This window comes from Neoakkermansia glycaniphila, from assembly GCF_900097105.1.
Taxonomy (GTDB): Bacteria; Verrucomicrobiota; Verrucomicrobiia; order Verrucomicrobiales; family Akkermansiaceae; genus Akkermansia; species Akkermansia glycaniphila.
Window position 1 is genome coordinate 122,594 of sequence record NZ_LT629973.1, and the last position, 23,978, is coordinate 146,571.

Genomic DNA, 23,978 nt, shown 5'->3' on the forward strand with positions numbered 1-23,978 from the left:
TTCAGATAACACCGCCAACCGGAACACATCTCCCCCACCGCCATGTCCCTCATCAATCGCCGTTACAAACCGCGCAAACGCACTCACCGGACGATCGTCCCCGTCGTCATCATCGCCGCGCTCCTCTGCGGGGCGGCGTTTCTGATCTACCAGAAATCGAACATCCAGAAAATGTTCGATCCCGTCACCATCACAATCATCAGCAATCAGGAGGCCAATGCCAAACTCGCCTCCCTGATGCGCGACCTCGGCGGCGACCGCGCTACACTCCTCAAACTCGCGCAAAACTACAAAATCCGCCTGGCAGAAATCACCACCGATCCCCAATCCAACCAGATCTACGACAAGGCGACGGTACAGCGCTTCGAATGGACATTGATGAACCGCCTCATCGACGCAGGAGAGTGGAAGGAAGCCAAGAAAATCCTGCCGAATGTCGAAGACGTCATCCGCATTCCGCAACTTGAAGATCTCGCCGTCGAAGCGAAAGAACGGGGCGACGACGAACTGCAAATCCGCCTTGAGGAAAAAATCCAGAAAAGCATGCGCAACTCGAACGAGCCGATCGAATACCTCGTCCGCTCCCTGCGCCGCCATACGGCCACGCTCCTTGCTCTGAAAAAGGACAAAAAAGCCATCGAAATCCTCTCCTGCCTCAGCGAACCCGGCATCCAGAAAAAATGCTCCGAAAATGCCGCCATCGCATCCGAAGCCGCCAACCTGCTACTCCTCAGTGACAAACTTTCGGATGTCAGCAACGCATCTGGACTCCAACTGGCGGAAACCATCCTCAAAAACGCCAAATGCACCCAATCGCCCGCCATCCCTAAAATCCTGATGGAAAAATCCCGCAAAAGGCTTCAGGACAACAAAGGCATGGATCGTAACGCCCTTCTCGACATCGAGGCCGATCTCGACCGCTGTCGCGAATCCCTGCTGGCCTATCCCGATGAAGAACAGAGCCTCCCCGAATGCACACTCATCCTCGGAGAAATACGCTACAAACTCAACAATTACGACGGCTGCGTCTCCGCCCTCTCGCAGGCAGCCGCCTTTGCAGAAGCATTCAACAAAATGACGCCCGAATTGAAACTGCGCATCACCCGGCTCCGCGCACGCGCCAACAGCGCCCGGGGAGCTCAAGACGAGGCCATTGCCGACCTCAAATACCTTGCCGCCAACGAAACGGATCCCAACGAAAAATTCAAGGCATTCTATTTCCTGAGCAACAACACCGTCGGAGAAGAACGCATCCAGAAACTCCTCGAATGCTGGAACATGGTGCCCGACAACGACGCCCCGACCGAAGAACAGCAGGCCTGCAAGGCCGACATGGCTTGCGAACTCGGCAACTACTACTTCGACAACGAAAAATACGCCGATGCCATCACGTGGTTCCGCCGTGCGGATATTCCCCTGCAAGCCATCGCCAAGGACACTGACGGCCGCCGCCTGAGCAACCTCCTGAAAATCGGCAACGCACACCTCAAAAACAGAAAGGTTTACGAAGCCCGCAAAGTCTATAAAAACCTCGTGGACACCATCAAAGCCATGAGCGAAGAAGATCAGGAAACCCTTGCCAAAACCAAACAGAGCAAGGATGTCGAATCCACCCTCTTCAAGAAAGCCGTACGCGAATACGCCAACACCTATCACCTCGACCGCGACAAGGACACGGCCCGCAGCATCCTGAAGCAGATCGACGAACGCCTTCCCTCCTCGCCTCGCAAATAACCTTTCACCCACTCTCGATATGAAAAAAATATTCGTCTCCGGATGCTACGACATCCTCCACGCCGGACACATCCAGTTCTTTCAGGAAGCCCGCGCCCTGGGCGATTACCTCATCGTCTCCTTCGCCTCGGAAGACGTACTCTGGCACCACAAGCAGCGCAAACCCTCCATCCCGGACGAACACAAAAAAGTGCTGCTCGAAAGCCTCCGCATGGTTGATGAAGTCATCGTCGGCACATGCATGACAAAAGGCCTCGACTTCGAAAAGGAATTCCTCGAAATCAAGCCGGACATCCTCGCCGTCACCGAAGACGACCTCTATGCGGACGTCAAAAAGGACCTGTGCGCCAAAGTCGGAGCACAATACCTCGTCCTCCCCAAAACACCGCCGAAATTCACACCCGTTTCCACCACGCTGCTCGTCAACCGCATCAAGGCGCCCACAGAAGTACCCCTTCGCGTCGACTTCGCCGGAGGCTGGCTCGACGTACCGAAATACTCCCGCCCGGGCGCATACATCGTCAACTGCTCCGTCACCCCCATGGTCTCCCTGCGCGACTGGAAATACGAAAAGAAATCGGGCATGGGCGGCAGCGGAGCATGGGCCATCCTCGAAGGCCGCAATCCCCTTCAATCGGAACTCGACCTCGGCGTCGGCTGGCAGGATCCCGCCGTCATCTCCGAAACCGGCCTCTGCGTCTGGCGCTCCGGAGAACGCCCCATCCTCGATGCCAAATGCACGGGCGACTTCCTCGAAGGCCGCATGGCCATCTACTACACCGGCTACGAACACGACACCCCCGGCAACGTCGGCAAGGAACGCGACTATGACCGCATCGCCCAAAGCTCGCTCATAGCCCGCACCGGCGTACTGGAAAGCAACATCCAGACCCTCGCCGCAGGCGTCTCCCTGTATTACAGCGTCCAGCTCGAAGAAGGCATGAAACCCCTGCCCGCCATCTCCGGCAGCATCGCCCGCAAATACTGCGGCGGCGGCCACGGCGGCTACGCCCTCTACCTCTTCCCCACCCCGGAAGCGCGCGAAGAGGCCATCAAGGCCCAGCCGGAGCTCACACCCATCGAACCGTACTGCCGCAAGCTCGCCTGAGCCGCACCGGCCGAACGCATACCCTGCCCGTAACATGTCCCTGATGCGCAGCAGCATGATCGCCTCCGCGGCCACATTCTGTTGCCGCTTCACCGGACTGGTGCGAGAACTCGTCTATACATCCCTCTTCGGGGCGACGGGAGCGCTCGATGCATTCTATACCGCCTTCCGCATCCCGAACACCCTGCGTGACCTCTTTGCGGAAGGTGCGCTCTCCCAGTCCTATACCAGCGTCGCCTCCAAAACGCGGCAGCAGGACGGCGAAGAAGCCGCGTGGAACCTCACCCGGAAAATCGCCACCCAGCTTACTACGCTGATGCTCGCCATCATCACGATCGGCATCCTCGTATCCGGACCCATCATGGAAGCCATGTACCCGGCCACCGGTAAAGCGCGCGACCTGACACTGGCTACGGGCCTCTGCCAAACGATGTGGCCCTTCATCGGCTTCGCCTCCCTCTCGGCCCTCGTCATGGGCGCCCTGAACATCTGCGGCTCCTTCGGCCTGCCCATGCTGGCCTCAGCGGCATTCAACATCGTCTCCGTCATCTTCGGCCTTGCCATCGGCTACTGCTTCGATCCCCACTTCGGCCCCATGGCCCTCTACGGCTTCGCCATCGGCGTCGTACTCGGCGGCGGCGCACAGCTCGCCGTCCAGCTGCCGAAGCTCCGGCAGGCCGGATTCCGGTGGAAACCCGACTGGAACTGGAAAGACCTCCGCTGTAAAAAAATCTGGTTCCTCATGCTGCCGGGCGTCGTCGCTTCAGGCGTCACCCAGCTCAATGTACTGATCAACAACACATTTGCCCTTCAACTGGAATCCGGCTCCGTCACCGCCCTCTCCGCCGCCTTCCGCCTGTGGCAGCTTCCCGTCGGCCTCTTCGGTGTCGCCACGGGCATGGTCGTCCTCCCATCCGTCTCCCGCATGATCCTCGGTGAGGACCGCAAACTCATCTCCGACCACATCGCCAAGGCCCTGCGCTTCGTCTCCTTCTTCGCCGTCCCGTCCACCATCGCCCTCGGCCTGCTGGGCACGGAAATCGTCTCCCTCATCTTCCAGCGCGGCGAATTCACGGCCGGCGCCTCGGAACTCACGGGCAACGTCCTCGCCTCCTACGCCCTCGGCCTGTTGGGATATGCCGGCATCAAAGTCGTCCAGCCCGTCTTCATGGCCGTCGAAAAACCGTGGGCTCCCATGATCATGGCCGTCATTGCACTGGGCATCAGTGTCTCGCTGAACTACTACTTCGTCAACATCCTGCACTGTAACGCCGCATGGCTCGCCGTCACCACCTCCATCATCACCACGCTGAACTTCGCCGCCTACTACATCTACCTTTCGCGGCTCATGGGCAGTTCCGGAGCCGGAACGCTCCTCCCCGGATTCATCCGCATCATCCTTGCCGGCCTCCCGATGGCAGCCATCTATGCCATCGGACATTACTACCTCTTCGACGGCTTCACCTCATGGGGCTTCTGGCCCAAACTCCTCTCTCTTGCCCTCGTCGGCGGCATAGGCGGCATCGCCTATCTGGCAGCCGCCTGGATATTGAAAGTACCCGAACTGAACGCCTTCCGCAAACGATTCGCCCGCTGACGCCATGATGCACCCCACCTCCCGACTGACCGACGACGAACAAACCCGCTACGCCCGCCAGACTATCCTTCCCGGCATGGGAGAAGAAGGCCAGCTCCGGCTGAAACAGGCTTCCGTCTTCATCGTCGGCTGCGGCGGCCTCGGCTCGCCCGCCGCCATGTATCTGGCAGCTGCAGGCATCGGCAGGCTCGGTCTCTGCGACTTCGACAATGTGGAAGCCTCGAACCTCCAGCGCCAGCTCCTGCACAGCGAACAAAGCGTCGGCACCCCCAAACTCGAAAGCGCCGCCGCCCGGCTCTCCGGCCTCCGATCCGATCTCGACATCGTCCTGCACGAACAACCGTTTACAGCCGATTCCATCGAAACCGTCCGCGGTTACGACATCCTTCTGGATGCCTCCGACAACTACGAAACCCGCGATGCTCTGAACCGTGTTGCACTCGCGCTCGGCATCCCGCTCGTCAGTGCGGCCGTATCGCAATACGGCGGGCAAGTCACCGTCTACGCCCCCCACCTCGGAGGCCCTTGCTATCGTTGCGCCGTACCGGAAATCCCTGTACCCGGCACCTACCCCACACCCGCACAGCTCGGTATCATGGGAGCCGTCGCCGGCACTCTGGGCTGCATGGAAGCCATGGAAACCATCAAACTCATCACGGGCGCAGGACAGCCCCTGATCGGCGCCATGCTGCACCTCGACCTCCTCACAGGCAAGGCCACCCGCATCACCCTGCCCCGCGACCCATCCTGCCCCGCCTGCCATACGGACACATCCGCATAAGGTGCGCGGAAACATCCATCCCCGCCATGGAACTGAATGCCTATGAAATCCTGCCCGGCTGCTTTCCGCCAGAACTCGGAGAAGATGTAGCCGCCGTCATCAAAGCATTATCCTCCCTGGATCCGGCTACCTACAGATACACATATCACGCCTCACAGCAGGGCAAAACATGGACAATACCATCCACCATCTATCATGGTTACAATGAGGATCACTGGCCCCATGTCCGCCGCAGACTTCCTCACAAATACGATTTTCCCAGCCTGTCGGACATGCAGAAAACCATTCTCAACTGCATTCTCCTGCGGCATCAAGACACGGATGTTGTCCATCAGGCTTTGAAACAGATACTCGCTTGCACCGAAATCTGGATGCTCCCCTTCTCCTTCCCGCTCCTTGGCATCCATCACAAAGCCGTCCTGTTCGACCTCTGGGAACACATCGTCACCAACATGGACCGTTACTTGGCCTTCATCAAGGAAAACCGCAAACTCTTCCACATAGTCGGACAAAACTCGGGCATCGGCCATTGCAAACGACTCAGGCAAATGGACATCCGCTACCAGATCCTCCGCGAATTGAAACGGCGCATCCAACCGTTTCCCAAAGAAAAAGCTCCGGATTACAACTGGCCCTGACGCCATCCCGGCTCACCCCTCCGTCGGGGACAAGCCCATTGACGCATACGAGCATTCATCATATATGCCCTATATAAAAGCATCGTGGTTTTATCATCAAACAACATGCCAAACTGCTGCTGAAAACAGAATGCAGAATCCACGCACGCCCCTTGCCCTTTCTTTTCCGTTTGACACCCTGGAAAAAAACCGTTAGTGTAGAAAAATATTTCATCCATGATTCCGCTTGCCTCCGTCACACGCCTTTCCCTCCTGTTGCTGATCTCCGTGCAACTCCTCGCCTGCTGTTCCTCCAAAGAAGAACAACCGGCCGCCCATGCCGAAAAACTGGCACTCGTCGACAACTGCTACAAAATCTCCCCGAAACTCCTTCGTTCCGGGCAGCCATCCCGCAAAGACTTCCGCAAACTCGAACAATACGGCATCAAAACCGTCCTGAACCTTCGTGAATACCATTCCGACGACAAGGAAGCGCGCGGCACCGGTATCAAACTCCTCCACATCCCGCTCGCAGCCGGAAGCGTCACCGAAGACGAACTGCTCGCCTGCCTTCTCGCCATCAAAAAAGCTCCCTCCCCCGTTCTCGTCCATTGCTGGCACGGCTCCGACCGTACAGGCATCGTCTGTGCAGCCTACCGCATCGCCGAGCAGGGATGGACTCCCGATGCCGCTTTGCAGGAATTGACGGACGGCCCCTTCGGCCACCATGAATGGTACTACTCCAACCTTGCCGAACTGGTCAAGGCCATCGACTGGCAGCAGTTCACCGAGAAATACAAAAAAGGCTGAAACCGCCCGCTGCGGATTCAGCCATTCTCCGAAAATCGGAATTCCTCACTTGCCGCCCTGCTGGTCGTTCAGGGAAAGAAGCGTATTCATCCCCGTGGGAATATACACCTTGTCGCCCGGCTTCGAAGCGATCACCGCATAGGCATCCAGCATCTTCTGAGCCATCAGAATGCGGGCTGCCTCCTCCTTGCCGACGGATGCGGACAATGCCTCCAGATAACTCTTCTCCGCCTCCGCCAGAATCGCCAGCGCGCGGCTTTTTCCTTCGGCCTTCAGAATGGAGGCTTCCTTCTCTGCCTCCGCATCGCGAAGCGTCGCTTCCGCCTTGCCTCGGGCTTCCAGGCTGATGGCACGGCTCTGTCGCTCGGCATTGAGCTGCTGAAGCATCGCGTCCTGCGTCACCTGATCGGTCCGCAGCTCCTTGATCTCGATACTGATAATCTGGATACCCCACCGCTGCGCCGTCGCCGCCACATTGGCTACGATCTTTTCCGAAAGCGTGGCACGCGAACCGAGAATATAATCCAGATCGGATGAACCGATCACCGCGCGCATCTCGTTCAGTACGGATTCGATCAACGACTTGTGCAGGCGATCCACCTCGTACACGGCCTTGATCGGATCCACAATACGCCAGCGAATAATGCAATCGGCGGACACCTTCGCATTATCCCGCGTAAAACATTCGCGGGGAGTCGTATCGAGAATCTGCTCGGCCTTTTCGATGAACACGCCGTCACGGTTCGACGAAGGCCATGCATCCGCCACATTCTTCACCTGTTCCAGAAAAGGGATGCGGAAACGCAGACCGCTCTCCTGTACCCTCACGGGCTTGCCAAAACGCTCAATAATGCGGCAATGCGCTTGCGGAACAATACTGATAAAAAAATCCATGATACTGTCGGGGCTGATTTTTGGCAGTTTACGCCGTACTCCCGCACTTGGCAATCAAAAACGTGCCGTTCGACTGATTTTGAATCAGCACGGGCTCGCGGTCGGAAAACTCATTCAGATCCTTTGCCTCGACCGCCCACAATTCGCCGTTCCATTCTACGAAACAGGCCTCGCCGATACGCCGGAAAACTCCGACCGAACCCGGAGCATTCTCCACACTCTCCCTCACGGCATTCCTCAACAGCAGGCGGGAAACCAGAGGCAGCACGAATTTCCGCCAGAACAGCATGTACAGGGCAAGCGCCAGCAGGGCGAACCCAAGAAACACAAGCACATCCCATTGCAGCGGCGCATCCACCCATAACGTGAAATACAACGCAAACACCCCTGCGGAAACCAGAGAGAGAGCCTCCGTCTGAAAGAAAAGATCCAGCACCAGCAGCGTCACGGCTACGGCAAGCAGCCAATGCGTCACCTCCCAACCAAACGGCAGAAACGATTCAATATCAGAAAAATCCATGGAAACAATCAGCATGTAAAGCGGAAGCATGCTTGCCGCAACATGGTCACCTTATCGGCGAAACTGCCGGCTGTCAAGCCGGAAAACATTCACTCCCCTGCCGTCTCACCGAGGCAATACGACCACCCGTGCTCGCCGTGATAAATCATCTGGCGGCTCATGCCGCCGTCTGCCGTCACATTCTGTGCGTTGATGAATCCGGCATCCGGCCCGCACAGGAACAAAGCCAGCTTTGCCACATCCTCCGGCACGCCCGCACGGCCCGCAGGATGCTGCCTCTCGTCCGCTTCGGACAAAGCCGCACCAGCGGCCTCCGTCTGAATCCAGCCGGGACTGATGCAATTCACGCGAATACCGCGGGAAGCCATACTCATCGCCATGGCGTGCGTCAGCGCGACGATACCGCCTTTCGCGGCAGAATAGCTCTCCGTATCCGGCATGGACTGCTCCGCCCGGGTGGATGCGATATTCACAATCGCACCGCCCTCTCCAAAACGATCCATGAACAGGCGGGCCAATTCATACGGAGCCGCCACGCCGACGCACAACACCTCCAAGAAGTCATCATACGAGCAGCCGCCGAGCAAACCTCCTTTGCTGAAACAGGCATTGTTCACCAGCACATCCACATGCCCGTACCTGGTCAGCACCTGTGCGGCAAACGCCTCCAGATCCTCTTTTTTCCCCACATCCCCGTGCACGAACAAATGTCCGCCTCCCGGCAAAGAAGAGGCCAGCCGTGCTCCCTCCTCCCCGGCCCTGTCGATCACCGCCACATGCGCACCCTTCGCAGCAAAGGCCTCGGCAAGGCAGCGTCCGATCCCATGCACGCCGCCAGTCACCACCACCACCTTGGAAAAATAACCGGACTTCATGGCTCCATCCTACCTTATGGCAACTCCGATTGCAAGAACGCTTTCGCACGGGCAATACAAAACAGCCTCCAATCGCTTCATACCAAACAAACTCATGCATGCACCCGCTCCTCTATCCGATGACATGGGAACCTCTTGCCTCTGGCGCTTCCCTCCTGTATTCTCAACCACACATGCAAAAGAGTCATCTCTATTCCATCGCCGCCCTCTTGCTGCTCGCACCTGCCATGGTTTCCTGCACGGTGACGTACGGCAATACGGATATTGTGACCGCCAAGGAAAAACTGGCAGCCATGAGCCCCGGCAAGACGACGAAAAACGATGTGTTCGAAGCATTCGGACAACCTTCCGACGTCGTTCCGCTCGACCATGACAAAGGCTCATGCTGGATCTACCGCTTCCGCAAGGCATCCAACAACACCATCGCCTACCTGCCGATGGGCGTAGGCCTCGTAGCCGGAGGCAAGAACGGCGACGTGTACACCCGCCTCTTCGACTTCAACAGGAAAAACATCCTGACCGACACTCGCGCCGTCTCCAAGGAACTCTACACGTCCAATCTCTTCTCGCTCGGACGCACCATCAACAACCTCTGGTCCACGAACGACTCCCAAAAACGCGTCCATGAAGAAATGAAACGCCTGGACAAACCGTTCGATGAAAGCCGGGGCAGCGAAGACCAACTTCTGGAAAACGCCCTGTAACCTCATCTCGCACCCACCATCAAACCACCGCTTACCACCATGTTCGACCTCTCCTCGTTCCGATCCCTCGTCAAGCGCCCCGCCCTCCTCGCCGTGTCCTGCCTGTCCGTCATCTCGTGCGGTACGACGCTCACCCTCGACGAACCCGTCCCGGCCATCATCGATGTCAACCGCAACTCTACGCTGGCCATCATCGCCGACAACAGCGTCGGACGCGACATCGCCCGGGAAGTACGCATCAAGCTTCACCCCAGCGGGTTCTACCGCATCCAGCCCCTGCTCCATTCTCCGGATCCCGATACGGACGTACTCGTCGCCCTCAGCGGCAGCTATCTTGACTGCACCATCAACTACGATACCAGCCACGACCACGATCACAACCACGACAAAAAACACAACAGGGACAGGTACGACGATGACCGCCGCATCTCCTCCTACGATGTCCGTGGCGGCACCACCTGCCGCATCTCCTCCCGTTGTACCGGCTCCTCGGCCTACCGCAATTACTACGGCAGCGATACTTCGTACAACTCCGAATACGCCGCCCACGACGAGGTAATCGACGAAATCTCCGACAAAATCGTGCGCGACCTGGTTCCCCACCAGAGCACCTACACCGTCACCATCGACTCGGACGACGAAAACCCCATCCTCGAACAGGCAGCGGAAGCATGCAAGGCCGGGAACTGGACGCTCGGCGAACAGCTCGCCAAACAGGCATCCGCCAACAAACCGCAATCTGCGGAACCGTGGTTCCTGCTCGGCATCATCGAACGCAGCAGAAGAAACTTCACGCGCTCGTCTGAACTGATCGCCAAGGCAGCCTCTCTCCAGCCCTCAGGCAAATACCAGAGGGAACTCCGCCGCAACAGCGAAATTCAGATCAACATGCAGGCGGTCAAGCATCAGCTCCAAACACTCTGACACTTCCCTCCTCCATCGGTATCCGGCGATGCCCTTCCCGCGATACTCCGGCATGGTCATTTCTCCGTGCAGCATATCGCTAACTCTCGCAGAACACCTTCCGAACCATTCATCTTAAAAAACGGCCATCCGGAATACCGAATGGCCGTTTGACCGGAAGTCGATCAATAGGGGTGATCCATCACTTGCCCGCAGGCTTCGCCGGCAGAATGCCCAGCTCGGCAACGGTCACATGATTGCCGTCGATAGCCGATTTTGCGACAAAGCGCAGAAAGCGCCCGGTGGCAGGCTCCGCCAAATCAATGCGCTGGCGGATGGGATTCGCCTTGATGTTCGAGAACTCTCCGGCAGCCGCAGCCTTGCCCCATTCCTTGCCGTCCTTGCTCACATAAACTTCGTAATTGTTCACGATGCCCTTCGTATTGCCATCCTGCCGTGGCGTGTACAACACGGATGCCACGGGAATCTCACAGCCCATATCAATATCGATCGTCTGGGGCGGAGGAATCTCACCGGAGCCGGCATGCGTATGCCACAGCGTGTCATCCTTGCCGTCGATCATGCGGGCCGGGTCGGATGCACCGGACTCGGCCGACACGATTTTCCATCCGGATGTCGCTACGGGAAGCACCGCATTCGTCGTCGCTGACGAACTGTTGCCCACAAACGCACGCACGTTCAGCACGCCGCCGTCAGGCAGATTCAAGGGTGCCTTATATTCCGAAGAAGACGATCCCGGTTCGGAACCGTCGAGCGTATAGCGCACCGTACAACCGTCTCCGCCACGCAGGGTCACGCTGCCGGATGCATCGCGGGACACAGCCGGAGCGCTCACGATCTGCGGCTTCTGCCACAGGGAGAACTCGGACAAAGCCGCTGGGGCATCGGAAGCTTCGACCACGAGCTTCAGCTCGTCCGTCGTCACACTCTTACCCAGCAACAGGACACGCGGACCCACGCTGCTTCCATTCACCCACGGCACCCATTGGCCGTTCTCCTTGACGAAGACGGAGAACTTGCGGATGCGCTGTCCCAATTGAATGGGTTCGGACAGGCGGATCACATCAAATGTCCGAGCTTCCGGCAGCTTCACGACCACTGCGGGGTTCCTGTCGTCTTCAGCCGCCATCCAGAACGTAGCCCGCTTGCGGTCCAGTACATCCTCGGAGGATTTCGCTGTCCCGTTCGACGAGAACTTCACGGAAGCGCCGTCCGCCAGATTGAGAGAATACATCTGCTTCAACAAACGAGAAAATTCCTTCAGGGAAGCGGCATCGTTCTCATGAATGCGTCCGCGCGAATCCGGCGGCACATTCAGATTCAAATCCGCGCCACGCCCGACACTCTCGAAATAAAGCTTCATCAGATTCTCTGGCGTACGCACACGGCCGTTCTCATGCGCCTTCCAGAACCAGCCCGGGCGAATGGACACATCCACCTCGGCCGGAATCCAGAACTTGCCGTTCACCGTACCCTGCACGCCCTCCTGATACACATTGCAGCCGGGGCCGGGCGGCTTGCCGTTCAACCCCTTCGGCGTATAGGTCGCCCAGCAGGGATAACCGGCAAACCCGCTCTCATTGCCGACCCAGCGCACATCGGGACCGACATCCGAGAAAATCACCGCATGCGGTTGCAGGCTCTTGACGAGCTTCCACGTATTCGGCCAGTCGTAGTAGGAGCTCTTGTCCACCGTGCGGCTGTCCTTCGCTCCTCCATAATATCCTTCACCGCCGCCCGCGCCGTCATGCCACACGATGAAAACCGGGCCGTACTGCGTCAAAAGCTCTTTCAGCTGCTCGCGGTACACATTCACATACTCGGGCGTACCATAAGCCGGATGATTGCGGTCCCACGGCGACAGATACACGCCGAACTTCACCCCATGGCGTTTGCAGGCCTCGGCATAATCCTTCACCATATCGCCCTTGCCTCCCTTCCACGGAGAGGAGGCTACGCTGTGTTTGGTCGTTTTTGTCGGCCACAGGCAAAAACCGTCGTGATGCTTGCACGTCAGAATCACCCCCTTGAATCCGGCGTCCGCCAGTGTACCGATCACCTGATCGGGATCGTAATCCGTCGGATTGAACAGCTCGGGAGATTCGTCGCCACCGCCCCATTCCTTGCCGGTATAGGTATTCAGCGTGAAATGCACAAAAGCATACATCTCCATATCGTGCCATTGAAGCTGTTCGGGAGTCGGCACGGCTCCATAAGGTTTCGGAACTTCGGCACGGCTCTCGTTCGGCAGGCAGGCGCCCAGACACAGCATACCGCCCAAAAGGGCACACTTCCAGCCGGAGACACCGCCACAATTACGCCATTCTTGTTGTTGCATCATCATCAATACGTAAAATTCCATCCAATCTTTCAATCGGAAACAAACATCCTGCCTCCGCAAACGGACTTATCCCTTGCGGGAACGGCGGCGGGAAGAGGAGGGTTTGCCTTTGCCCTCATCCTTCTTCTTCACCGAGACTTCGACGATCGAACCGTCCTTCTTCTGCAGGCGCTGCACCGTTGCCTTGCGCATCTCCAAAGGTTTCTTCTCCACCTTCCGCTCTTTGTCGGCATCGGGTTCAGGAGTATCTCCCCGGGCAATCCTGTTCACATCAGGATCGGGTTCGGGCGCGGCAGCCTTGCCGCGGTCGGGATGATGCTCCAGGAACGAGAAGAACTCCATATCGGGAGCCGCTCCGGCCTTGACCGCTTTGTCATAGGCTCGGCAGGCTTCCGGAATCCTGTTCTCCTCCGCATACAGGCGCGACATATTGTAATGCGCGTCGGCAAGATCCGGCTTCAGCTTCACCGCACAGGCAAAATAGTTCAAGGCCTTCGCCCGGTTGCCCTGAGAACCTTCGAGATTGCCCAGATAGAAGAAAGCCGTCGCATTGGCCGGATCAAGTTCGACCGTCTTCTGGAACATGCCGATGGCATTCTTTTCCTCCCCGGCCCGGTACATGGCGCTTCCGCACAGAAAATAGGGCATCGCCACCTTCGGAGAGAGCAGAATCGCCTTCTTGAAATTCTCGATGGCGCCCGGCATATCGTTGCGCTGCATCTTGATCGCCCCCATGTTCACACGCGCCGCCGCATGGTCGGGCTGCTTATCGAGCAGAGTCTCGTATAGCTGTTCCGCCGCCTCATAACGGCCGTTGGCAAAGGCATCGGCCGCACTCTTGCCCAGAGTCTCGATACGCAATTGCTCGCGGACGGCATCACCCAGAATTTTGGAAGTTCCTTCCACCACGGCATCCTGCGCCCCATCCTGCACGGCGGAAAGCGGCTGGGCCACGGATGCGACGAGAGACTGTTCAGCAGGAGTCAATTCCAGAGACGATTTTTCATCGAAATTTCTGATGACTTCTTCCAGCAGGGGCGATTGCGCATTCAAATTCTTGTAGGCGGCAATCATCATCTTCCGGCCTTGCTCATTCATGGCAAGCTGGTTCTTCTGCTTGGCGATGATTTCGCGCAACAGCTTGTTCTCTTCCAGAGCCACGGGGTCGATCTTCGGATCCGTCGCCGCCTTTTCCAGCTCGGCCTCCAGATTCGTCAGCCGGGTATTCAATTCGGAAATGCGGCGGCGATAGCCCAGATTCTCCGCATAAATCGTCGACATCTCTCCCTTGAGGCGCGCGATCTCCTCGCGCGTCTTATCCAGCTCCTTGAGGTTGACGGACATCTGGTCTTCCGACGCCACTTTCGATGCTTCCATCGCCGCCAGCCTGGCCTGAGCATCCTTCAACTGCGCCGCCAGCGTCATATTCTGGTCCAAGAGGGATTTGATCTTCTCGGGGCTGTTCATCTCGACAATGAGCTGAAGCTTCCTGTTCTCCTCGGCAAGGGCATCTCGCTGCCTCGTCACCTCCTCCAACATATCCTGCGTCTCCGCGAGCTTGCGCTCCAGCTCGGCCACGGAACGTTCGGCCGCTTCGCGGCGTTGTTCACTGGCCTTGTAATCCGATTCCAGCTGCATCAACCGCTCATTGAGCGTCGCCACCATCTCGTTGCTGACCTTGCGTTCACTGGTAATGCGGTCCATCAACTCCTCATAGGATTTCTTGTAAAACTGCTGCCTGCTCCGCGCCTCCTTCAGATCGTCATTCGCCTTGGCCAGCTGGGACTGCACATCACGGTACGCATTCACCACCGTATTCAACTCCTTTTTGAGGCGTTGCACCTGCTGGTACATATCCACCTGTTCGGCCGTCGCTACCGGCGACGGATGCACGGGAGGGGCAACCACAACCGGATTGCCTGCCCCTTGCTGGCGCTTCCTCTCCAAATCCGCGATCGACGGCAGCACGCCGTCACCGCCATCCGTCTCCACCCCGCGAAGAGGCACCGAAGGAGGCAGGGGATTTTCTGCCTGCTTCTTGCGGTATTCCGCCAGATTCTCGGCCAGAAGCTTGCGGCGTTCCCTCACCATGTTTTCCTTCCATGTGGGAAAATCCCTCACCAGCCGCGCCAGCACCTGCTCTGCCATATTCCCCTTGAGAATCGCCTGCGCATAATTCTGCGCCTTCGCGAGCTTTTCGGATTCCTGACACAAAAGCCAGGCTTCGTAATACAGCTCATTCGTATCCTTGCCCTGCCTCTCGCGCACCTCCTGCAAGCCGGGCTGCACCTGCGCATGGGCGGACATGATCCCGACCGAAGCACAGAAAAAGCAGAGAGTAATGCGAGTAGCGGCAAGATACATGACGGCAAGACAGCCTTGAAATAAGGCTGCAACCCACTATACCTATCGGCTAGAGGCAAATCAAGCAGAAATGCTTGTGAAAAAACGTACGTTTTACGCCGCCGTGTTCGCCTTCTCACCCGAAGCGTCCGCATCTCTCCGGAAACTCCGGACAAGGCTTCATGCCGCTCCCCGTGTCACGGGCGGCAGGGTTCCAAAAACACGATCTCGACCTGTTCATCGGCAAACAGCTCCCGTCCACCGGCAGCCGCAATATCCTTCAATGCCGAGGTCAGAGGACGGAACGGCGTAATCGACAGCCTGCCCGGTTCCTTCTTCCAACGAGCACACAACCGCCCGTGCAGCAAAATCCCCGGATAGACAATACCCGCCTGATTGACGGCAAGCGGCTTGTCTTCATGTTCCAGAAAACGGCTACGATCCTTGTACCCCATCACAAGCTGATCGAATCCGGCCAGATAAATGCAATCCGGAAGGGAGCAAGCCGCATGCAGCCTGCCCAGATAGAAATGGGGCGCCCCGCCCATATCCACACTCCGGAGCGGCAAACCTCCCCGGCGCAGCAACTCACGCACCTCCGTGATCCTGTACCCCGTGAACGCAGCGCAATCGGCTTCCGTTGCAGGACCGAACCGCTCGAAATACCTCCGCATCAATTCGAGCCTGGCCTCATCCCGGTCCATCCATGCAGGTTCTTCCGGAAGGAAAAAACGCTTCTCCGTACCGGGACGGTAGGCAATCATCCCCCGGTCGGACATCTCCTTGATCAAACCGCCCCAGCCATGAAACACGCGTTTGACCAGAGACTCTTCCATCCCCGCCCGGCGGCATTCACGTTTGACGGCCTCGCGTTCGTCGATGCCTCCGGCTACCTTTTCCCTGATGAAAGCGGCCCAGTACGGCTTGACCTTCACAGGAATATCCCACCACGATTCACCCCACGCGAGATTATGCCCCTTGGCGGAAAGAAACAGCCCCAGTTCATCTTCCCGGATCACATGGATGGTATTCCGGTGGGACCATATTTTCAGAAGTCCGGCGCTCCAGCTCTTTTCGGAGAAATCCCGGGCTCGGATACGCAGGGCATAACGCGGATTATTCGCGAACTGCGCCTGCAGGCCGCACAACCCGGACAACACATCCAGCCTCTCGCCCTTCTCCAGCAAATACTGGTTTTGCAGCGTATGAAGGAGAAGTTCCTGTCGATCGATTCCGCTCATGCTCCGTTTTTTCCATCATAGCAGGATGCCTCCGGCAAGTCAACCGGCGGCATCCTCCATGTGCCGCACTCCCGGCATGGCGACAAAAAAAGCTGCGGTCGCCTGACCGCAGCCTGAAAGAAACGAATATCTCGCCGAATGGGAGGATCAGTCCTGCTTCGAGAGATTTTCCGCGTAGGTTTCCACCGTATCGCAGGAACAGATGAAATTGCGGTCGCCGTACACATTGTCGATACGGGCGCTGTACGGCCAGAACTTGTGGCGGCGCAACGATTCGACGGGATAGGCAGCCTGCTCGCGGCTATAGGGATGGTTCCATTCGGAAGCCGTCACCATCTCCGCCGTATGCGGCGCATTCTTGAGAACGTTATCCTCCTTGTCCGCACGGCCTTCGATAATATCCATGATTTCACCATGAATCATCGTCATCGCTTCGATGAAGCGGTCGAGTTCGAACTTGGATTCGGATTCCGTCGGCTCGACCATCAGCGTACCCGGCACCGGGAACGACATGGTCGGCGCATGGAAACCATAGTCCATCAATCGCTTGGCAATATCATCCACCGACAGCCCTGCATCGTGCGTCAGCTGGCGGGGGTCAAGAATGCACTCGTGCGCGACAAGCCCCTTGTTACCCGTATAGAGCACGGGATACAGCGGGGAAAGATTACGTGCGACGTAATTGGCATTCAACATCGCGACTTCCGTTGCCGTGCGGAGACCGGAGGCGCCCATCATCGACAGGTACATCCAGCAAATGGCGACAATCGATGCAGAACCGTATTCGGCGGAAGAGACGGCGCCCGCACCCTTGTTCGCCTCACCGCGGGAGATATGCCCCGGCAGGAAAGGAACGAGATGTGCGGCTACGCCGATCGGGCCCACGCCGGGACCGCCGCCGCCATGCGGCAACGCAAACGTCTTGTGAAGATTCATATGGCACACGTCCGCACCGATGAAGCCGGGAGTCGTCAACCCGACCTGGGCATTCATATTGGCGCCGTCCATGTACACTTGGCCGCCGTTCGCATGCACGATCTCGCACAGCTCGCGGATGCCCGATTCATACACGCCGTGCGTGGAAGGATAGGTCACCATGATAGCGGCGAGATGGTCGCGATGCTTCTCGGCCTGCACCTTGAGGTCTTCCATGTCGATATTGCCTGCCTCGTCGCACTTGACAGCCACAACCTTGAAACCGGCCATGGCGGAGGAAGCGGGGTTCGTACCGTGAGCCGAGACGGGGATCAGGCACACATTGCGGTGGCCTTCGCCTCTCGACACATGGTAGCGGTGAATCGCCAGCAGGCCCGCATACTCCCCGGCCGCGCCGGAATTAGGCTGCAGAGAAACCGCGACGAATCCGGTAATCTTGCACAGGCGGTCACACACCTTGTTCAGCATTTCACGCATGCCGACGGACTGGTCGGCAGGTACGAACGGATGCAACTGGCAAACGGAAGGCCACGTGATCGGCATCATTTCGGAAGCCGCATTCAGCTTCATCGTGCAGGAGCCGAGCGGGATCATGGCTTCATTCAGCGCAAGATCGCGGGATTCGAGATGATGGATATAGCGCATCATCTCCGTTTCGCTCTGGTACGACGAGAAGACCGTCTCCGTACAGAACGGCGTCGTGCGGTCATGCTGCGTATCCCAGATCGGGCGTTCGTAGGTGCCGAGGAAGTAATCGTACAGGGAATCGTCCGTCGGAATATCGATGGAATCGTCCTTCGTGAACAGCTCGGCGAGCTTGATCACATCGGCGGATGTCGTCGTCTCGTCGATGGCTACAGCCACCGTATCGGCATCGATCCGGCGGATATTGTATCCGGCGGCCAGAGCGGAAGCTACCAGCTCGTCAGCCTTGCCGGGCGCACCGAACACCACCGTATCGAAGAAATCGCCAGGGCGGCGGGTCAGAGTCGGACATGCCTCGATCGCCTTCGCCAGCGTAATGGCGAGGCCGTGAATCGTACCTGCGATGCGCTTCAGGCCTGCGGGGCCGTGGTAAATCGCATAGAACGTCGCCAGAATGGCAAGAAGCACCTGCGCCGTGCAGATATTGGAAGTCGCCTTGTCGCGGCGGATATGCTGTTCGCGCGTCTGCAGCGAGAGGCGGTAGGCCGGGCGGCCTTGCGCATCCACCGACAGGCCGACCAAACGGCCGGGCATGCGGCGCTTCAACTCGTCCGTGCAGGACATGAAGGCGGCATGCGGACCGCCGAAGCCCATCGGCGTACCGAAGCGCTGCGTCGTACCTACGCAAATATCGGCGCCGAACGCACCCGGTTCGCGAAGGCGGGTCAGAGAGAGCAGATCGGTGGCCACCACGCAATAAGCCTTCTGGGCATGCACGGCGGCAAAAAACTCGTCATAGCTTTCAACGATGCCGTACGTATCCGGATACTGCACGAGCACGCCTGCCAGCGTGGGGCAAGAGGAAGGATCGAACGACTTCCAGTCGCCGACGATGATCTTCGTTCCCAGCGTTTCGGAGCGGGTCTTGATCACCTCGATCGTCTGCGGGTGGCACGTATCGGCCACAAAAAACGTATCGCTCTTCGGCTTCGAGGCGATGCAGAGGCTGACGGCTTCGGCCGCCGCCGTACCTTCGTCGAGAAGGGAGGCGTTCGACACGGGAAGACCGGTCAACGAAGAAATCATCGTCTGGAAATTCATCAGCATCTCAAGGCGGCCCTGGGCGATCTCAGGCTGGTAGGGCGTATAAGCCGTGTACCAGCAGGGATTTTCCAGTACATTGCGCAGAATCACGCTCGGCACGAGAGTGCCGTAATACCCCTGCCCGATATAGGACTTGAGCAGCTTGTTCTTGCTCATGACGGTTTGCAGCTCCTTGAGAGCGGCCTGCTCGCTGAGAGCCGGAGACAGAGTAAGGGGCGATTTGAGCAGAATATCGGCGGGAACGATATCACGCGTCAACTCATCGAGCGATTGATAACCGAGATCGGCAAGAAGCGCTTTCTGCGTCTCGCCCACGGAACCGAGATGGCGGCTGAGGAAATCCGAATGAGAATTCATCTGATGGGAACGTTAAGAAAAAAGAGGGCGTCCCGCAAAACATGCCGGAAAGGCATTCGAAAAAAACAGCCTGCATTCCGACGGGACGCGTTCCGGAATGCAGGCTCGAAAGCTAGGTTCAGGAGCAGAACTCGGAATAATCCGCCGGCGACAGCAGACTGTCGAGTTCGCTCATGTCCTGAAGACGGATCTTGCAGATCCAGCCGTTGCCGTACGGATCGGAGTTGACCGCTCCGGGCTCGTTGCCGAGCTCTTCGTTCACCTCGATGATCTCGCCGGAAACCGGAGAATACACATCGCTGGCAGCCTTCACGGACTCGACAACGGCAATGGAATCATTGGCGGCAATGCTCGTGCCCGGTTCGGGCAGGTCGACGAACACCACATCGCCGAGTTCGGCCTGTGCGTGATCGGAAATACCGATCGTAGCGATGTCTCCGTCAACGTCCACCCATTCGTGATCGCGGGAGTACAGCAAATTGTCAGGAATATTGTTGCTCATGATGAATAATGATAAGATATGCGACGCTAGATTGCTTGAAAAACTCTCCTTTGTCAGCTTAAATTTTTCAAAAAATGCGTCTTTTTTACTTTTCCTTTTTATAGAAAGGTTTTTTCACAACCACGGCCGGCGTCTTCTTGCCGCGCACTTCGATCTGAAGCTCCGTACCGACCTTGGCGTATTCGGCAGGAAGATAGGCCATACCGACACCCTTGCCGAGCGACGGCGACAACACGCCGCTGCACAGTTCGCCGATCGTCGTACCGTCCGGAAGCTGCACGGCATAACCGTGGCGGGGAGGCGCACCCTTGGCCGTATACTCGATGGCGGCAAGCCGCACGGCAGGGCCTTCCTCCTTCTGCTTGCGCAGCACGTCCGCACCGATGAAATCCTTCGAGAGATCGCAGAAAAAACCGAGTCCGGCCTCGATCGGAGTCCTGTCGGGAGCCAGATCGGAACCGTTCAGCGGATAGCACATCTCAAGGCGCAGGCTGTCGCGCGCGCCGAGGCCGCAGGGCTTCGATCCGGCTGCAAGGAACTTCTCGAACCATGCCACACCCGATGCGGCCGGGCAGAAAAATTCATAACCGTCCTCACCCGTATAACCCGTGCGGCACACGATGCAGTTCTCACCGTCCACCGTCACATGGGAAATCCCGTTGCGCGGGGGCAACTCCGCACCCGGAAGAACCTTGGCGAACACCTCCTGGCAGGCAGGCCCCTGCACCGCCAGACCGACGTAATCGCTCGAATGGTTCTCCAGCAAAATGCCCTCGGGCTTCTTGCTTTCGAGCCATGCGTAATCTTCTTCGATCATCGAGGCATTCACCACGACGAAAAACCGCTCCTCACCGTCGCGGTAAAGAATCAGATCGTCGATCACGCCGCCGTCGTAATTGAGCATCAGGGAATACTGCCCCTGATTCAGCGAAAGCTTCTCGACATTGTTCGTCAGCATATAGTTGAGCCACGCCGTCGCGCCCTGCCCCGATACGATAAACTGGCCCATATGGGAAATATCGAACACGCCGCATGCTTCGCGCACAGCCTTGTGCTCATCCATAATGCCGGAATACTGCACCGGCATATTCCATCCCGCAAAGGGAACCATCTTGCCGCCAAGCTCCACATGTTTCTCGCAAAGCGGCGTAGATTGAATAGAATCGCTCATGTAGGAAATATGCCAGCCAGCCTGCGCCAAGTCAAGGCGATATTCCGAACAGGCAAAAGACCGATAGACCCGTTCCGAAAAACGGATGGATCAAAGAACCTGCCAGCCCTGCGTCAACACACGGATCGACTCCCCATCCCGATAATCACGCATCCACCGCAGCACCTCATCGCGCGACATCTCAGGAGACGCCAGAACCTCCGTCCACTCGGCATCCCTGCCCGTACACAACTGGAACCTGCCTCCCTTCAGGGCAACCACCTGCACTCCATCCGCCTCGTCCTGCACATTCTCCACCGTGGCCACCTCGGAAGAACCCGACAACGCATTCAAAAGCTTCTCCGGAGAACCGTAGCAATCCCACTTGCAGACGCGCGGCCCTGCCACATCCGCACGAACCTTCTTCTCGGCTTTCACGGGTTGACCTGCGAAATTGCGCCTGTAAAACCGCACCATCAGAGCGAAAACGACAGCCAGCGCCAGCGTCACCAAAACAAGCACAGCCAGCCCGATCCATTGCCAGACAGATACTCCCCGAGACATCACCGCCTCCGAAGGATTGGCCGGATTCACATACACCTGCCACTTCTTCAGTTGGCGGGTACTCCTGCCGGAATCGAACTCGCCGCACCCCTTCTCATTCGTCTTATAGGCGACTCCCCGATACGTGTAATGGCAAATCCACGATGTTGAAGTACCGCCCCCACGCCTGCCGTGCGAACTCTTCACCTTCTTTTCGACCTTCTGAACCGGACACGCTTTCCATTGCAAAGCCTCATAGCTCTGCCACATATTATGCGAATCACAAACAGCAGCCGTCCCGAAAGCCAGCATCAGCACCCCCGACACCCCTATGCCCCACCATGCATCACGGCGAGGATTACGACGACACTTCCGCTTCTTGGTGGGCATGAACTCTGGTCTACACCATCATCTCGCAATACACAAGGACAAATCGTCGCAATCATTGCCTGAACCGCGTTTCTCCGTTCCATCATACTTTGGGGAAAAGGATTCTCTATCCGTCGTCAAGCATCAACCGGCATATACCTGAAAATAATCGCAAAAAAGATACGCCATCGCCATGATGTCTCATTTTAATCAGGAATAAAATTTGAAAAACGACTGTTTTTCAAATCATTGAACACATGAATAAACAAAGCGGATAGAGAATCCGGCATACTTCCGCCAAAAACACACGGATGAATAGACGGCAGCCCCATCACCCTGCTCCGCCTGCGGAACATAAAACACCGTATTGCCGCCTTTCGTCGTGACAACCCGCCCGAACCGTGCTTTAGTTCTCATAAGCCGCTATACCTGATTTTCCGTTCTCTTCCCATGTTCACCCTGCTGACTCTCGCCTGCACGGCATACCTTGCCGAACCGAAAGCAGAACCGCCCGCCATTCCGGCAGCCGCCCCGGCTGCGGCAACCATCGTATCTCCCGCATTGCGGCAGGAGCTGAGCATCGCCATCGGCAAGAAACTCCGGTTCTTCATTCCCATGGTGCCACCCGATAGAATCGACCTCGACATCGTCGAACAATCCTTTCTCCGCCACGTTGATACCACAAAACAACCGGAAGAACTTTATGAGCAGTACAGCCGGGAATATGCAGCTTTGAACGAGATTTTCAAGCTGTACAACAAAGCCGCAGACAAGGAAAACGAAACCGTGGATGCCGGTTTCATGCTGAACCACGCCCGCAAGCCCGGCGTCGCCACCCTAGACAACGGCGTGCAATATATCGCGCTCGGACAAAATATGGGCGGATCCTCCCGCATCGAAAATGCGACCGGCGTACGAACCAGCACGCTCGGCGGCAAAGCCTTCAGAATATATGGTGGCCCGGTCGAAAACAAAGGTACAGGAACTCCGCCTCTCCCGGCATGCATCCGCAGCTATTGGTTGCAAATACCCGATGCTCGCACATGGGTATTCCATATTCCCCGAATGCTCCTGACCGATGAAGAAATGCGTACATTCCCCTACGCCCGCATTTATGTTTACATCGTCACACTGCAGGACGACAACACAGCATGGGACTACTACGCCATGCGCCCCCTCCCGGCCCAAACGGCCACCGGAGAAACAGGCATCACGCGCAGCATGGTCGAACGGCACAGCGCTTTCACCGGAATGGCACTGGCTCTCGAATACTTGCGCATTCATGGCTTGTATCGTTATTCTTCGGCCGAATCGAACGACATCGACAGGCATACCGTCATCCGCACCTACCTGAAACTTCACGAAGAAGTATTGCCTCTCGAACAGCCAGAACAGAACCTCTCAGGCATCTTCCCTCAATATCTCCGCATTCTGTCCGCACGGCAGGCCGAACGCGATCGACTCATCCTGCAGAAGAAGGTCGCACAAGGCGAACTGCATCCTTTGGGCCACGGAATCTTTTATACCAGCAAAGCGGATGGAAACGGAAGCGATACCGGTTTTGAAGAAGGACGGATCACAGGCATCGCATCCCTTGAAGGCCGTCCCCGCTATTTTACAGGATACCCGCACCCCACCTCCCTTCCGCAAGGCCTCGACTTCATTCAGGATCAGATTCCCCCGGCTCGTGCATGGAACATCTACGTCCCCACCTCACTCCTCACCCGGAAAGAAGACCTTTATCCCCTGACCGACCGCTGGGGTTCCATTGAAGACATGCAGGCCGAAATCGGCGCATGGACATCCGTCATCGTCTACACCTTGACCGTCAAGCAACCCGCCCGTGGCCGAGATACGGACATCGAAGACCCCGAATAACCCAG

At 57.6% G+C, this 23,978-nt stretch carries 19 protein-coding genes; 9 read left to right on the forward strand and 10 right to left on the reverse strand.

From position 1 onward, the window contains the following. Window positions 1–42 precede the first annotated feature (42 nt). The 6 genes from PYTT_RS00430 (at window position 43) to PYTT_RS00460 (ending at window position 6,647) form a co-directional block, all read left to right on the forward strand. Window positions 43–1,734: a hypothetical protein gene (locus PYTT_RS00430; RefSeq protein WP_067772117.1), complete on the forward strand. Its 1,692-nt coding sequence runs from the start codon at window positions 43–45 to the stop codon at window positions 1,732–1,734. 19 nt (window positions 1,735–1,753) lie between these two features. Continuing rightward, the gene (locus PYTT_RS00435) at window positions 1,754–2,842 is read left to right on the forward strand and encodes an adenylyltransferase/cytidyltransferase family protein (protein WP_067772120.1); all 1,089 of its coding nucleotides are present in this window, start codon (window positions 1,754–1,756) and stop codon (window positions 2,840–2,842) included. Window positions 2,843–2,876: 34 nt separating this feature from the next. After that, entirely contained in the window at window positions 2,877–4,439 is a 1,563-nt protein-coding gene (gene murJ, locus PYTT_RS00440; protein WP_067772123.1) for a murein biosynthesis integral membrane protein MurJ, read from the forward strand. 4 nt (window positions 4,440–4,443) lie between these two features. Next, complete coding sequence (locus tag PYTT_RS00445) at window positions 4,444–5,220, forward strand: HesA/MoeB/ThiF family protein (RefSeq protein ID WP_067772126.1); 777 nt, start codon at window positions 4,444–4,446, stop codon at window positions 5,218–5,220. A gap of 26 nt (window positions 5,221–5,246) precedes the next feature. Then, on the forward strand, window positions 5,247–5,858 hold the full coding sequence (locus PYTT_RS00450; protein WP_067772129.1) for a hypothetical protein: 612 nt from the start codon (window positions 5,247–5,249) through the stop codon (window positions 5,856–5,858). 216 nt (window positions 5,859–6,074) lie between these two features. Continuing rightward, window positions 6,075–6,647 carry a phosphatase domain-containing putative toxin gene (locus PYTT_RS00460; RefSeq protein ID WP_083076347.1) on the forward strand — a complete coding sequence of 191 codons (573 nt, stop codon included), beginning with the start codon at window positions 6,075–6,077 and terminating at the stop codon, window positions 6,645–6,647. 45 nt (window positions 6,648–6,692) lie between these two features. Here PYTT_RS00460 and PYTT_RS00465 read toward each other — a convergent pair whose 3' ends face one another. Genes PYTT_RS00465 through PYTT_RS00475 form a run of 3 tightly spaced genes read right to left on the reverse strand, consistent with a single transcriptional unit; the run spans window position 6,693 to window position 8,936 of the window. Further along, on the reverse strand, window positions 6,693–7,541 hold the full coding sequence (locus PYTT_RS00465; RefSeq protein WP_083076349.1) for an SPFH domain-containing protein: 849 nt from the start codon (window positions 7,539–7,541) through the stop codon (window positions 6,693–6,695). A 28-nt stretch (window positions 7,542–7,569) separates the two neighbouring features. Beyond that, window positions 7,570–8,091 (reverse strand): hypothetical protein, encoded by a 522-nt coding sequence (locus tag PYTT_RS00470; protein ID WP_067772132.1) that lies wholly within the window; start codon window positions 8,089–8,091, stop codon window positions 7,570–7,572. 59 nt (window positions 8,092–8,150) lie between these two features. Then, entirely contained in the window at window positions 8,151–8,936 is a 786-nt protein-coding gene (locus tag PYTT_RS00475; RefSeq protein ID WP_067772135.1) for an SDR family oxidoreductase, read from the reverse strand. A 173-nt stretch (window positions 8,937–9,109) separates the two neighbouring features. On the opposite strand from PYTT_RS00475, the gene PYTT_RS00480 reads away from it, so the two are divergent. After that, entirely contained in the window at window positions 9,110–9,640 is a 531-nt protein-coding gene (locus PYTT_RS00480; RefSeq protein WP_067772138.1) for a hypothetical protein, read from the forward strand. Window positions 9,641–9,679: 39 nt separating this feature from the next. Next, window positions 9,680–10,564: a tetratricopeptide repeat protein gene (locus tag PYTT_RS00485; RefSeq protein ID WP_067772140.1), complete on the forward strand. Its 885-nt coding sequence runs from the start codon at window positions 9,680–9,682 to the stop codon at window positions 10,562–10,564. A gap of 181 nt (window positions 10,565–10,745) precedes the next feature. Here the strand turns inward: PYTT_RS00485 and PYTT_RS00490 are convergent, their stop codons facing one another. The 7 genes from PYTT_RS00490 to PYTT_RS00520 all read right to left on the reverse strand — a co-directional run bounded on the left by PYTT_RS00490 (window position 10,746) and on the right by PYTT_RS00520 (window position 22,116). Next, a complete protein-coding gene (locus tag PYTT_RS00490; protein ID WP_172801729.1) occupies window positions 10,746–12,836 on the reverse strand; it encodes an alpha-L-fucosidase in 2,091 nt (696 codons plus the stop codon). Between the two features lie 135 nt (window positions 12,837–12,971). Then, entirely contained in the window at window positions 12,972–15,212 is a 2,241-nt protein-coding gene (locus tag PYTT_RS00495; RefSeq protein WP_067772143.1) for a tetratricopeptide repeat protein, read from the reverse strand. A 233-nt stretch (window positions 15,213–15,445) separates the two neighbouring features. After that, window positions 15,446–16,489 (reverse strand): winged helix DNA-binding domain-containing protein, encoded by a 1,044-nt coding sequence (locus PYTT_RS00500; RefSeq protein ID WP_067772146.1) that lies wholly within the window; start codon window positions 16,487–16,489, stop codon window positions 15,446–15,448. Window positions 16,490–16,636: 147 nt separating this feature from the next. Then, window positions 16,637–19,531, reverse strand: coding sequence for an aminomethyl-transferring glycine dehydrogenase (gene gcvP / locus PYTT_RS00505; RefSeq protein ID WP_067772149.1), 2,895 nt, complete (start codon window positions 19,529–19,531; stop codon window positions 16,637–16,639). 118 nt (window positions 19,532–19,649) lie between these two features. After that, window positions 19,650–20,033, reverse strand: coding sequence for a glycine cleavage system protein GcvH (gcvH, locus tag PYTT_RS00510; protein WP_067772152.1), 384 nt, complete (start codon window positions 20,031–20,033; stop codon window positions 19,650–19,652). Window positions 20,034–20,118: 85 nt separating this feature from the next. Next, the gene (gene gcvT / locus PYTT_RS00515; RefSeq protein WP_067772155.1) at window positions 20,119–21,204 is read right to left on the reverse strand and encodes a glycine cleavage system aminomethyltransferase GcvT; all 1,086 of its coding nucleotides are present in this window, start codon (window positions 21,202–21,204) and stop codon (window positions 20,119–20,121) included. Window positions 21,205–21,294: 90 nt separating this feature from the next. Further along, on the reverse strand, window positions 21,295–22,116 hold the full coding sequence (locus tag PYTT_RS00520; protein ID WP_083076355.1) for a DUF3592 domain-containing protein: 822 nt from the start codon (window positions 22,114–22,116) through the stop codon (window positions 21,295–21,297). 429 nt (window positions 22,117–22,545) lie between these two features. On the opposite strand from PYTT_RS00520, the gene PYTT_RS00525 reads away from it, so the two are divergent. Continuing rightward, complete coding sequence (locus PYTT_RS00525; protein ID WP_067772160.1) at window positions 22,546–23,973, forward strand: hypothetical protein; 1,428 nt, start codon at window positions 22,546–22,548, stop codon at window positions 23,971–23,973. Window positions 23,974–23,978: the final 5 nt, after the last annotated feature.